Annotated in this window: 11 protein-coding genes and 1 tRNA gene; 3 read left to right on the forward strand and 9 right to left on the reverse strand. The window is 42.4% G+C overall.

What is annotated here, in order from left to right; translation table 11 throughout:
• Positions 1-364: 364 nt before the first annotated feature.
• Complete coding sequence (locus Q9G97_RS08075; protein WP_305898381.1) at positions 365-1,132, forward strand: DUF5020 family protein; 768 nt, start codon at positions 365-367, stop codon at positions 1,130-1,132.
• A gap of 100 nt (positions 1,133-1,232) precedes the next feature.
• Here Q9G97_RS08075 and Q9G97_RS08080 read toward each other — a convergent pair whose 3' ends face one another.
• Positions 1,233-2,891, reverse strand: a complete 1,659-nt coding sequence (locus tag Q9G97_RS08080; RefSeq protein ID WP_305898382.1) for an alpha-keto acid decarboxylase family protein — start codon at positions 2,889-2,891, stop codon at positions 1,233-1,235.
• Positions 2,892-3,143: 252 nt separating this feature from the next.
• Here Q9G97_RS08080 and Q9G97_RS08085 point away from each other — a divergent pair.
• Positions 3,144-3,218: transfer RNA gene (locus tag Q9G97_RS08085), tRNA-Gly, on the forward strand.
• 202 nt (positions 3,219-3,420) lie between these two features.
• On the opposite strand, the gene Q9G97_RS08090 is transcribed toward Q9G97_RS08085, so the two are convergent.
• On the reverse strand, positions 3,421-3,699 hold the full coding sequence (locus Q9G97_RS08090) for a peptidylprolyl isomerase (protein ID WP_305898383.1): 279 nt from the start codon (positions 3,697-3,699) through the stop codon (positions 3,421-3,423).
• Positions 3,700-4,328: 629 nt separating this feature from the next.
• Between Q9G97_RS08090 and Q9G97_RS08095 the strand changes: the two genes are divergently transcribed.
• Positions 4,329-4,856, forward strand: coding sequence for a peroxiredoxin (locus Q9G97_RS08095; protein ID WP_305898384.1), 528 nt, complete (start codon positions 4,329-4,331; stop codon positions 4,854-4,856).
• Between the two features lie 148 nt (positions 4,857-5,004).
• Here the strand turns inward: Q9G97_RS08095 and Q9G97_RS08100 are convergent, their stop codons facing one another.
• The 7 genes from Q9G97_RS08100 to Q9G97_RS08130 form a co-directional block, all read right to left on the reverse strand.
• Positions 5,005-5,841: a bifunctional allantoicase/(S)-ureidoglycine aminohydrolase gene (locus tag Q9G97_RS08100; protein ID WP_201569329.1), complete on the reverse strand. Its 837-nt coding sequence runs from the start codon at positions 5,839-5,841 to the stop codon at positions 5,005-5,007.
• An 801-nt stretch (positions 5,842-6,642) separates the two neighbouring features.
• A complete protein-coding gene (locus Q9G97_RS08105) occupies positions 6,643-7,434 on the reverse strand; it encodes an aspartate dehydrogenase (protein ID WP_305898385.1) in 792 nt (263 codons plus the stop codon).
• Positions 7,435-7,470: 36 nt separating this feature from the next.
• The gene (gene arfB / locus Q9G97_RS08110; protein ID WP_201569333.1) at positions 7,471-7,884 is read right to left on the reverse strand and encodes an alternative ribosome rescue aminoacyl-tRNA hydrolase ArfB; all 414 of its coding nucleotides are present in this window, start codon (positions 7,882-7,884) and stop codon (positions 7,471-7,473) included.
• Between the two features lie 68 nt (positions 7,885-7,952).
• Entirely contained in the window at positions 7,953-8,819 is an 867-nt protein-coding gene (locus tag Q9G97_RS08115; protein WP_305898386.1) for a CoA ester lyase, read from the reverse strand.
• A 315-nt stretch (positions 8,820-9,134) separates the two neighbouring features.
• A complete protein-coding gene (locus tag Q9G97_RS08120; protein ID WP_201569337.1) occupies positions 9,135-9,896 on the reverse strand; it encodes an SDR family oxidoreductase in 762 nt (253 codons plus the stop codon).
• Positions 9,897-9,958: 62 nt separating this feature from the next.
• On the reverse strand, positions 9,959-10,741 hold the full coding sequence (locus Q9G97_RS08125; protein ID WP_305898387.1) for an SDR family NAD(P)-dependent oxidoreductase: 783 nt from the start codon (positions 10,739-10,741) through the stop codon (positions 9,959-9,961).
• 86 nt (positions 10,742-10,827) lie between these two features.
• Positions 10,828-12,648, reverse strand: coding sequence for an acyl-CoA dehydrogenase (locus Q9G97_RS08130; RefSeq protein ID WP_305898388.1), 1,821 nt, complete (start codon positions 12,646-12,648; stop codon positions 10,828-10,830).
• Between the last annotated feature and the right edge of the window lie 46 nt (positions 12,649-12,694).

Raw genomic sequence — 12,694 nt, forward strand, 5'->3', positions numbered from 1 at the left:
AAATCAGCGCTTTAGCTTATTTTCGTGACATAACGACACTTAAAGTACCTTTACTTTGGAATAAATTAGAGTTGTTAGGCTTTAGAAAGTATGGTTAACTGCTTTAAACCATAAGTAAACGTTCTGTTACTTTGTTAATGGTTCAAGTTATTCAGTAACTCTTTGAGATTACCAATAGCGCTAATAATCATCGTTATTTTATTCACAGTTATTACTGATTAAGTCATTACTGACTATCTAAACTATATCTACTTATCCCCTAGTGGTGATGCTGCGTTTTGACAGGAAGTTAAAACCCGTTGTTACGTGCCACTATAGCCGAGACTGCTAGGGAAATTACGACTGTACATAAGGGAGTTACACTGTGCGTTTTAATCTATCAAACCTATCTGTCACTAAGCCGTTAACTATCGCAGCCGTTACTGTTATCGCTATGGGCACGATGTCTACGAGTGCCAATGCCAAACGCTTTTTTTCTGATACCAGTATTTCAGTCCTCTATGGTAGTGATTATGAGCTAGCAGAAGAGGGCGAATTGACTACTCTTACTTTAGAGCATGCGTCAGCCTTTGACTGGGGTGGTCTATTCTTCTTCGTTGATCGCCTACAAGGTTCCAGCGATGCGGCGGGCAGCCGAGCCAAAGATATCTATGGTGAGCTATCACCTAAGTTCAAGATCTCAGACTATAGCAACAGCTTTATCAAACAAGTTAATCTAGCAGGTACTTATGAGTTTGGAACCAGTAGTAGCGGTTTTGAGCAAGACAACTATTTAGTGGGCGTTGGTGTTGATTTAGATATCCCTATCGATGGTATGAAGTACGCTTCGGCATCGCTTTATCACGCTTTTAACGACGATACATTTAGTGATGCCGATGACCAACAAATTACCTTAACTTACGGTTGGGAAAAGAATAATTTCATCGTCGACGGTTATGTTGATTACTCTTTTAATAACGATGATAAAAAAGATAGCCTACACATCAACCCGCAGATTAAGTACAACTTGCAAGAAGTGCTTGGTATAGATAACCGTGTTGAGCTTGGTGTTGAATACAGCTACTGGAATAATAAGTTTGGTCAAGACGTTACTCAAAGCGTACCAAGTGCCCTATTAAAAGTTCACTTTTAATCTCTACTATTCTAAGTTATCAAACTTCCTAATCATAAAAAACCCGTTCATAATTGAACGGGTTTTTTGTATTGTTAAAAGCAATCGTTCTTTAGAACCATTATTTAAGCGCAGCAGCAATATCGGCAAGCATAGGTGGTATATCATGCTTATCAGTCACTACCTCAAGCATTACTAATTTATCCGTCGCTAAGGCAGCCTTTTTGAGAGCGGACTTTAATTCACCCATCGTTTTAGCCTTGATAGATAAGCTGTTGTCTTTATTAGCACCAAACGCTTGCGGCATCAGCTGCCAATCACACTGAGGAATATCGTTATAGCGCTGGTTTGCCCCATGAATAGCACGCTCAACGGTATAGCCACTATTATTGATCAGTACGATTACAGGATTAATGCCTTGTTGAATCATAGTCGCCATCTCTTGAATGGTTAAAAGCGCCGAACCATCACCGATAAGTAGGATACTGCGCTTGTGTGTAGAAGCAAGCGCTGCCCCTAAGCTGGCTGGCAACGTATAGCCAATCGAACCCCACATCGGCTGTCCATAACAAACCACTCCTTCAGGCAAGCGCACCCCACTAATACCAAAATAAGAGGTGCCTTGATCAGCAAAGACGATGTTATTAGCGCTTAAATGATCAGCAATGATATGCCATAGATCATCTTGGCGAATAGGCTCATTATCAGCGCCGTTCTGCTCGTACGGATGTACTTCATCAGCTAGAGGCATAGGCGTGATCTCTATGCCCGATGTCATAACCTCATGTAGCGTTTGCAAAGCATCCTTTAGCGCAATAGGGGCATAATTCTGACCGCTAATACTAGCGCGCTCGTAATGCAAATCAACTACTACCTTGTCATCAATATCTTGGCTAAAGCCTGCGGTAGTAGTATCCGTATATTGCACACCAACTTTAATTAAGCACTCACAGTTCTCAACCGCATCTTTAACCACTGGACGTGAAGCGATTCCAGCATACGTCCCAGCCCAACGCTCACTGTTTTCATCTAATAACGTCTTGCCCCATGATAGTGTAGTATAAGGAATTACGGTATCTGCAATCAGCGCCTTGAGCTGATCTTGCAAACCCAAACGATGCACCATCAAATCTGCCATCAAAGTCGTTGTCTTATTAGGCAGAAAGTCTATCAGTCCTTGTTTAAAGGCTGCTAGGGCAGCTTGGCTAGTCACATCCTCTACACTATCGACAAGCTTAGTCGTCGGCGGATAGATAGGCTGACTTGCCACATCTGGAGATAGCATTAGATAGCCTGGGCGATGCTTTTTGAGCACCATCCGAATGACTCTATCAATCTCAGAAGCTGCGTTTTCGACAGTGAGCTGGGCTCTAGCTACAGTAACTGGCTCTACCATCTTAATAAAATGATTGAATACGCCATCCCCTAATGAGTGATGAATGCGCTGTTTGGCATGTTGCTGCTTGGTCGATGGCGCGCCAACTATATGCAGTACTGGCACATGCTCAGCGAATGAGCCTGCGGTAGCATTGATTGCCGATAGCTCACCTACGCCAAAGGTAGTCACCATAGCTGCAAAACCACGCTCACGGGCATAACCATCTGCGGCGTAACCTGCATTCAACTCATTGGTATTACCGACCCAGCGCAGCTTATCTGATTCAATAATATTATCTAAAAACGCTAGGTTAAAATCGCCTGGCACCCCAAAGATCTCAGTTGCGCCTGCCTCAGCGATACGCTCAAATAAATAGTCAGCGATGGTATATTGTTGACTCATACTACTTATCCTTAAGTGTGATGTTTATAAATCATAAATATGATAAAAGTAATTATAAAACTGCATTCCAGCCTATTTATAGAAAGCAAAGTTTTTGGAATGTATATTATAATAATCTGTTATAACATAAATGAAGGTTAGGATAATATGCCAATTTACTTACTTTTAATTTTTCTCGTACTATGTATTGACACGCTCAAAAAACTGCGTATAATGTGCCCTCATCAACTGACGATAGTTAATTGATAATTAGCGGGAATAGCTCAGTGGTAGAGCATAACCTTGCCAAGGTTGGGGTCGAGAGTTCGAATCTCTTTTCCCGCTCCAAATATGGCTTGAAAAAGCATTAAAAGCCTCACTTAACAGTGAGGCTTTTTTTTGTCTAATTTTCAAGAGCTGCAGCGGTTTTTGTAATTCTTTAACCAATCTTATCATTAGTTTTATCTAATATATTAAAAGCCCAAAAATCAGCACCATGACCAAACTATAGAAAAGCTTTGGCTTACAACCAAAGCTCCAATTCTAACTTTTATGTTCTATAAAGCACTTTCACCACATGCCAGCCAAATTTGGTTTTTACCAAATGCGGGATAAATAGTTCACCGTTGAAGCAGATTTTATCAAATGCTGGCACCATGTCGCCTTTTTTAAATTCACCTAAGCTGCCACCTTTTTTAGCTGATGGGCAGGTTGAGTGTTTCTTAGCCAACACATCAAACTGGCCACCTTTTTTGAGCTTGGCAATAATATCTTCAGCTAACTCTTTGTCTTTTACTAAAATATGTAGTGCGCTGGCGGTACGAGCCATAATTTAACTCCTTTATAAAATATCGATTATCGGGACATTATATCATTACTTACTTTTGCTGCTAACTTTACTTATATACGCTGCCTCATCAAATTTACTATCTACATAGGCGTCACTCTCTGGATAAGACTCGCAATCAAGATACGCGCGTTGAAGGCTGGATGAGAGAGATATGAGACGGGATTGATAACCATAATAGGTATGGCAGCTCTGACAGTACTGTTCCTCGTGATCCTGACGCACTACATCTACTCGATAGTATTGCCAACCTAAAAGCATTGGAACAACTTGATGTCAGTGAGAGCCTTGTGTCGAATCGATCAGAAACTACAAGTCAATTTTTGCATAGTTTTGGTGGTAACGTAACTTGATAAAAGGTAGTATGAACCGTCCCATAACACTATCCCATCATAAATATGGCCATCAAAAGCCTATGAGATAAACCATACTGTCAATAAAGATAAGTCCTTTGGGATAAACTAATCTTTGACTTGGCTTTTCTTACCATTTACTTTGATAGCTTATATCGTGGATATGAGCTTAAAGATTTGCTTGTGGACTGCTACAACTATTGTTATATAAATGAAGCATTTTGGAAAAAAATACAATACCCTAAATCGGAGTAAATAATGATTACCCATGTACCTGATATGACTTTTAAGACTCGTGTTCGTGATGAATCTATCGGAGGAGACAACCCATTCACATGGTATGACTTAACCACAGATGAGTTATTTGCTAATAAAAAAGTGGTTGTGTTCTCGCTACCAGGTGCCTTTACGCCAACATGTTCGACCAGCCATCTCCCTCGTTATGAAAAGCTATACAGTGAGTTTAAGGCGTTGGGCGTAGATGAAATAGTTTGTATCTCTGTCAATGATGCCTTTGTCATGTACCAATGGGGCCTAAAGCAAAACCGTGAAAACGTTTTCTTACTGCCTGATGGTAATGGTGAGTTCACTCGTAAAATGGGCATGCTTGTTGATAAGAGTAATCTTGGCTTTGGTATGCGCTCATGGCGTTATTCGATGGTTGTCGACAATAAAGAAGTTAAAAAAGTGTTTAAGGAAGCTGATTTTGGCGATAACTGCCCAATCGACCCCTTTGAAGTATCAGATGCGGACACTATGTTAGAGTATTTGAAAACTAATGCCTAATACTGATATTTAAATACTGTCGAAATGCCGAACTGTGTAGTCCTTAAATATAAGGGCTACACATTTTTTCTGGTTGCAAAAAAACTGCGCTATCAACAGCATTGATAGCGCAGTTTTCAAAAGTAATATAAATACTACTTATAATATCTTATCTTTCTGGACGGATAAACGGCATATGACGGTTTACATCTTTATACAGCAAGTATCTGAACGGACCAGGACCGCCAGCATAGCAAGACTGTGGGCAGAACGCGCGTAACCACATAAAGTCGCCTGCTTCTACTTCGACCCATTCAGCGTTTAAATGATAGACCGCTTTACCTTCTAGTACATACAAGCCATGTTCCATAACATGAGTTTCATCAAATGGAATCACACCGCCTGGCTGAAAGGTTACAATGTTGACATGCATGTCGTGACGCATATCAGACTGCTCGGTGAATCTAGTGGTTGTCCATACGCCATCAGTACCTGGCATTTCAATAGCTTCAACATCATGATCGCTAGTAACAAAAGCTTCAGGCGCATCAATACCGTCTACGAACTGATAAGCTTTACGGATCCAATGGAACTTAACATGCTTGTCGCTGTTGTTTTTTAGCGACCATTTGCAGCCTGGTGGTAAGAATGCATAGCCACCCGCTTCAAGGTGATGCGACACGCCTTCGATAGTCATGTCCATTTCACCTTCAACGATGAATACAACCCCTTCAGCCTTGGCATCTAGCTCAGGTTTTTGAGAGCCACCATTTGGTGCAACTTCAACGATGTATTGCGAGAAGGTTTCTGAAAAACCAGTCAAAGGACGGGCAATTACCCACATGCGCATGCCTTCCCAAAAAGGCAGGTAGCTAATAACAATATCAGTTAATACGCGCTTTGGAATAATCGCATAAGCTTCGGTAAAGATAGCGCGATCAGATAGCAATTGTGTTTGTGGAGGCAGACCACCAGTTGGGGCGTAATAAGTACTTTTTGTTGACATTTATAGTATTCCTTAGTGGTTTTGGTTTTGTGCTGCGATCAATTGATGTTTGAACTCATGGAGCAAAGAAGAAGCCTAGCCGTTTGGATAAAACTTTTCTTTAGACACTCAATCATATACAGCTTGGAAGGCTAAGCTATGGTCAAAATCCTCAGACATAGCTTGGCGGTTTGTGTTGCTTGAATTTTGTTGAGTGATAACTGCGGTTATTTCTAATGGCGCACGGAGTTGTGCTTTAGATAATATTTTATGTTTTAATATATAGCAGATGTGCTGATAGAAACACGTCAAATTGCTTTGTCTGTCAAGAGTTTAATATTAAGTTCAATATTATTGGTATCAGGCATGGCGCACTTGGGCAGAACCAGAGTCGTTATCTCTTGCAAATCAGGGAGTAGTTCGGACAATTAACTTTAGAATATCTGATACGGTTTGGGGGTACATCTACAGACCGCTAAATGACTTCCTTAATACCTTTCACGATCATCCTTTGACCGCTACGCTTAATCACAATTGATAATACACCCATCATTATTGTGCAAGACTCATCGCTACTCGATGAGATAGGTGCGTTGAACTGTTTTTGGTTGATGCCATATTACCATAAAATTACAGTGACTAAAAACATATTAATCAACTTGATTTATTTAATGAGGTTGGGCTTGCGCTTCAAGTATCGCCCATTAAAAGCGAAAGGCTTCATTACTTATACTGACTAATACTGAGTTATTTATTGGTAACAACTATTTTTCTTATTGCTTTGCTTATTGCCTTGCTTATTACGAAGCCTGAGCTCTGCCTTTACATCTGGTAAACCTGATCAAGCTGACAGCATAATCGTAGCGCACTAAAAGCCGCTAGGCTCGACGTCTTAGGGTTTTCAGCTAAAGGTAAGCCTATCATACTGATCTCAAGCTGACCGAACACACCTTTTGCTACAATATGATGAGTATTATGCTCAAGCGTCGGATCAACGATTAGCTCAACCTTAGTATCATCTAAGCCTACCCCTGCTAGCGCGATAGTCGCGGCGACGTTAGAGTTAGCAGGAAACAAAGTAGCCGCTTGCCTAGCGCTACCGGTAAAAAACACTTCAGCTTGCTCTAAGTTATCATAGTCGATCAGCTCATCGGCATGACTGCCCTTCCAGCTCTCAGGTTTTTTGCGGCCTTGGTAAGTCACCTCATTGAGTCCTGCTAAGCTTGCCGCATTGATACCATCAATGCCCGCGACAGCTCCAGCTAATATATGGATTTTTACCCCATTTTTTTGGGCAGTATCATGCAAAAGGCATGCAAACTTGTCATCAGTAAAAGCACCTACTGATACGATGCCAAGGGTTATGCCTCTCTCTAAAACCCCAATAGCATGTGCTTCAAGACCACTTTGCCCTGCCATCTCAACAGCTAAGTCAGGCATATTGGACAATTCATTGACCGATGTAATAACCTTTACATCATCGCCAAGCTCAGCTCTTATTCTATCGGCACTTCTAGAACTGGCTATAATTGTCGACAGGACGACAGTCTCAGGTAGCATCTGATGGACTTTTCTTGCCATCGAGCCGTAGCCTATAAACATAACTTTTTTCATAACTCTCCCTACTTTTTACCTATCTATTTTTATCTTTTAATAATCGACCTTACCACGTAGCACTTTGGTTTTGCCGCGCTGAGTCTTTTTGTCCACGCGTTTACGTTTAGCGTTCCTGCTTGGTTTCGTAGCCTTGCGAGTTTTGGTGACGTAAGTGGCTTTTTTGATAAAGCTCTGCAAGCGTTCAAAAGCGTCGGCTTTATTTTTTTCTTGGGTGCGAAACTGCTGAGCTTTGATAATAAGTACGCCATCTTTGGTAATACGTCCATCTTTACTATCGATGAGCCGCTGTTTATTAACAGTGCTTAGACTGGATGCGGTTATATCAAAACGTAGGTGTATGGCGGAAGATACTTTATTGACATTTTGACCGCCTGCTCCTTGCGCACGAATAGCGGTAATCTCAATCTCACTATCATCGAGGCTAATACTAGGTGTAATAAAGATCATAGCGTTTTACTAAGGTGTATTGAATAAGGTATGTTGAATGATTAACGAGGTTTTATCATAACCTATTATTAAATGTTCGGCCACTTTGCCAATAGCTGACGACAACGCTCAATCACTGGCGCATCCACCATATTACCATCGACTTCAAATACCGCCTCATGACTCCGTTCATACTCGACGACTACTCGCTTGGCAAAATCAAGCTCAGCCGCGCTAGGTTGCAAGGACTGCTGGATAACGGCCACTTGCTTAGGATGAATACACAGCATGCCTGACAGACCCATTTGCGACCATAGTATTACTCTATCATAAAGACCTTTGTTATCCTTAAAATCAGGATAAACAGTATCGATAGGAGCCAGTAACCCTTGCACTTTGGAGCTAACTAACAGCTGATAGCGAATCTGATTGGCAATATGATCAGCCGCTGGCGTGCCAACTTGTACGTTTAAATCATTACACAAATCTAAGAATCCATAGCTAAAAGCCAGCAATCCTGACGCACCTGCCATGTTATCGACTTGAGACAATCCTAACGCGGTTTCAATCAGAGCAATAACGGGTAAGTTAGTCGCTTGATTCACATATTCGATAGCGGCGGCTTGCTCAGCTTTGGCTAGTATTACGCCAGCTAGATTTGGCAACTGCTGACACAGCGCGATATCTTCCATAAACTCTACACTACTCGCCCTATTAACTCGTAGCCAAATAGGCTGATAGTCTTGACTGTGGTAATAGTCTTGTATAGCTATACGCGCTTGTGCTTTATCTGCTTGAGCGACGGCATCTTCTAAATCAACAATAACGGCATCCGCGCCACTGGCAAAGGCTTTGGCTACTCGATCCATTCGAGTCGCAGGTACGAATAGCCAGCTATTGATGTTGGCGAAATCGTTATGAGTTGCGATAGTTTTTTCAGTACTGTTTGACTGCATTTTTGCTATAAACCTCAATCATATCATTTGTATTGTTCACAGTATAACTAGCTCTAAAGTCAGATTACTATAACATTGAGTTAAGAAGTAATCTGGTTTATGATTTATAGATTCAATTTATATTTTAAATATAGCAGTAACATTGATTATGTGGCTGATACGATAGTAATCGTGTCGCAATACTAGTTTCTTGATGATAATCAATGACTTAATATTAATAGTATAAAAAGCACAGTCTAAATAATAGTCTGTGCTTTTTATTGATCTGAGGATATGTTTGTTTATAGCGTTGCTAAAACCTAAGCCAACATTAACCTAAGCCAACATTCCACCATCAACGATAATACAAGCGCCCGTTGTATAGCTTGAGGCATCAGATACTAAGTACAATACCGTCCCTGCCATCTCATCAGGGTTCGCAACACGTCCTAGCGGAATGGCATGCAGTGCCATGTTCAATACTTTATCATTAGAGGTCAGCGCTGAGGCAAACTTAGTGTCTGTTAGCCCTGGTAGTAGTGCATTAACGCGAATATTGAGCGGACCGCACTCTTTGGCAAAGGCTTTGGTCATGCTAATAACTGCGGCTTTGGTAATAGAATAAATACCTTGCTTATCGCCTGCTACTATACCATTTACCGAAGCGGTATTTAAGATAGCACCACCACCCTGCTCGGCCATCATCTGACCTGCGGTGGTTGACATAAAGAAGTAACCGCGAATATTGACATCGACGGTTTTCTCGAACGCTGCTACATCCGTATCCAGAATATGACCATAATAAGGGTTAGCCGCGGCATTATTGACTAAAATATCAATGCGCCCAAAGCTGTCTTTAATATGCGCAAAGATGGCCTCGATTTGATCCATCTCACCAACATGACAAGCAAATGCACTGGCCTTGCCACCATCTGCCACAATACTATCGGCAACCGCTTGGCAGGCATCGATTTTACGACTAGAGACGATGACATGTGCGCCTCTTGTAGCTAGCAGGCGCGCGATAGACTCGCCAATACCGCGACTAGCGCCTGTCACTAAAGCAATCTTGCCTGTTAAGTCAAATAAGTCTTCCATTACTATTCCTTATGTTTTTATAGTTTCTGTTTATTTATAGTGACGTTCATTTATAGCGCAATTTAAGCCAACATCCCACCATCTAGAGTAAAGGCATGACCATTCATAAAGCTGCTCTCATCACTCGCCAGCCAAGCAATGGCGCTAGAGACCTCTTCTACTTTTCCTAAGCGACGCAGTGGACTGGCATTGATAGTGGCTTTTTGCGCGCGCTCGTCCATTTTGGCCATCGTATTCTGTACCATAGGCGTATCGATAAAGCTCGGACATACGGCATTAAAGCGAATATTGACCCGCGCATATTCATGAGCGGCTGACTTAGTAAGACCCATCACGCCATGTTTGCTCGCGCTATAAGCCGATAGCAGCGGCGCTGAGCGCAGACCCGCAATAGAAGCCACATTGATCACATGACCGCCACCACTGCCCGCCATACAAGCGACAGCCGCACGCATACAGTGCCAGACGCCTTTTAAATTGACCGCGATACTACGATCAAAATCATCGTCACTCAGCTCATGCATCGGCTTAGGGTTATGATCGATACCTGCATTATTAATCACGACATCGAGACCGCCAAGCTCTTTCATAGCAAAATGAAATAGTGCACGTACTTCATCGCCATTGGTCACATCGACCTTTTTAAAGGTGATGCTATTGCCTGCGTCTACTCCTTGCCGAGCAATACTTGCACCTAGCTCCTCATTCATGTCACCGATGACCACTTTAGCGCCCCGACTAGCTAGCAATAGTGCACTTGCTGCGCCAATACCTGATGCGCCACCTGTGATCAGGACTCGCTTACCTGTAACATTCGATGCTGGTAAATTTAATATATCTGTCATCATTACTTCCTTTTATTGACTATCAGAGTTTGAGTTATGCTGTTTTATAGCTGCTTTATTTTAGAGATGTATGACGTTTAGTGACTCTAAAACCACTGCGCTTGCATGTCAGTACACACCGCATTGTCATTATTTAATAGCGCAATATCGCGCTGGATAGTCGGCAGCTCCCAATCGATAAAGTACTTAGCCGCCTGAATTTTACCTTTATAAAAGTTTTGCTTATCAGCATTTTGCGAATCGTTAGCTTCTACATTAATAAGCAGCTGCTCAGCTTTGCTGGCTTGACGGATCCAAATCCAGCTGACCACGATTGAGGCAAATATATTCATCAGCGCTTGCGCATTACCCGTTAAGGTAATAGCCTTTTCGGTAGGTAATACCTTGCTTAAATGCATTAGCACTTCATGCAAATGTCCCATGTAAGGCGTGAGTTTACCTGCCAGCTTAGCCGTCTCAGGTGTCGTGATACTCTCCAAATCAGTGGTGATTTCACGCTTTAGAATTTGAATACCTAAGCCTTTATTCTGCCATAACTTACGAAAGGATAGATCCAGCGCCTGTACGCCATTTGTGCCTTCGTGGATAGGGTTGAGTCGATTATCGCGCCAAAACTGCTCGGCATGATACTCTCGGGTGTAGCCTGCACCGCCTAGCACTTGAATACCTAGATCATTGGCTTTTGGCCCATATTCTGACGGCCAAGCTTTGAGGACTGGGGTCAATAAATCAAGTAATTCAGACAGCTCGCTTTTAAGCGTATCGTCATCGGTAGTGTTAATACGGTCAATCAAATTTGAGCCATATAAACACAATGAAATACCACCCTCGCTATAGGCTTTTTGTGCCAGTAGCATACGTTTGACATCACCGTGATTGATGATAGCGGTCGCGTCATGCTCAGGTTTATTGTTCGGGGCGATACGACCTTGAGTACGGTCTTTAGCATAATCGAGCGAGTACTGATAACCGCGATAGCCAATCATCGCCGCGCCAAAGCCAACCGCGATACGCGCCTCATTCATCATCTTAAACATATAACGCAAACCAAAATGCGGTTCGCCTACCAGATAGCCGTGACATTCGCCTTTATCACCAAAGCTCAGTGAAGTAGAAGTCGTACCGCGATAGCCCAGCTTATGTAGCAAGCCTGTTAAGTGCACATCATTACGCTCGCCTATTGCACCCTCATCACCCAATCTAAACTTTGGTACGACAAATAATGAGATGCCTTTAACCCCACCCGGCCCGCCTGGAATCTTGGCCAATACTAAATGCACAATATTGCCAGATAACTCATGATCGCCCCCAGAGATGTAAATTTTGCTGCCCTTTATTCGATAAGAGCCATCATCTTGTAGCGTCGCTGTGGTTCTGATATCGGCCAATGATGAGCCTGCATGCGGCTCAGTCAGTGCCATCGTACCCGTGAATTCACCCGTCAGCATACGCGGCATAAAGGCTTGTTTTACCTCATCGCTGGCAAAATGTGAAATCACATTGATCGCAGCGGTGGTCAAAAAAGGATAGGCGGTCGTCGAAGGATTAGCCGCCATAAAATAACCGGCTACCGCTGTCATCACAGTCTCTGGTAATTGCATCCCACCATCGTCAAAGCTATAACGACCTGCGATAAATCCTGAATCACGAAAGGCATCAAACGCGACTTTGACCTCATCGATCATGCTGACGGTTTTGCCATCGAACTGCGGTTCGTTTTTGTCTGCTATATGGTTATGCGGCAGAAACAAGTCTGTTGCTATTTTTTTGGCAGTATCTAACACCGCATTAAAGGTTTCGCGGTTATGCTCAGCAAACTTCGCACTACTGCAAAGACTCTGAGTATCCAAGACATCGTACAACTGAAAGGGTAATTCAAAGTCATTGATAAGGGTATCGGTCGCCATAATATGCTCTCTGTATTGATCTATATTGACTTATAGGGATAAAAAT

Origin of the sequence: Psychrobacter sp. M13 (assembly GCF_030718935.1) — a bacterium.
In the GTDB taxonomy this organism is placed as follows: Bacteria; Pseudomonadota; Gammaproteobacteria; order Pseudomonadales; family Moraxellaceae; genus Psychrobacter; species Psychrobacter immobilis_G.

What these genes read in the sequence shown, in the direction of transcription:
- arfB (WP_201569333.1), bottom strand. Translation starts at nt 7,884, where the DNA reads ATGATCTTTATTACACCTAGTATTAGCCTCGATGATAGTGAGATTGAG.
- Q9G97_RS08125 (WP_305898387.1), bottom strand. Translation starts at nt 10,741, where the DNA reads ATGACAGATATATTAAATTTACCAGCATCGAATGTTACAGGTAAGCGA.
- Q9G97_RS08080 (WP_305898382.1), bottom strand. Translation starts at nt 2,891, where the DNA reads ATGAGTCAACAATATACCATCGCTGACTATTTATTTGAGCGTATCGCT.
- Q9G97_RS08120 (WP_201569337.1), bottom strand. Translation starts at nt 9,896, where the DNA reads ATGGAAGACTTATTTGACTTAACAGGCAAGATTGCTTTAGTGACAGGC.
- Q9G97_RS08105 (WP_305898385.1), bottom strand. Translation starts at nt 7,434, where the DNA reads ATGAAAAAAGTTATGTTTATAGGCTACGGCTCGATGGCAAGAAAAGTC.
- Q9G97_RS08090 (WP_305898383.1), bottom strand. Translation starts at nt 3,699, where the DNA reads ATGGCTCGTACCGCCAGCGCACTACATATTTTAGTAAAAGACAAAGAG.
- Q9G97_RS08115 (WP_305898386.1), bottom strand. Translation starts at nt 8,819, where the DNA reads ATGCAGTCAAACAGTACTGAAAAAACTATCGCAACTCATAACGATTTC.
- Q9G97_RS08095 (WP_305898384.1), top strand. Translation starts at nt 4,329, where the DNA reads ATGATTACCCATGTACCTGATATGACTTTTAAGACTCGTGTTCGTGAT.
- Q9G97_RS08100 (WP_201569329.1), bottom strand. Translation starts at nt 5,841, where the DNA reads ATGTCAACAAAAAGTACTTATTACGCCCCAACTGGTGGTCTGCCTCCA.
- Q9G97_RS08130 (WP_305898388.1), bottom strand. Translation starts at nt 12,648, where the DNA reads ATGGCGACCGATACCCTTATCAATGACTTTGAATTACCCTTTCAGTTG.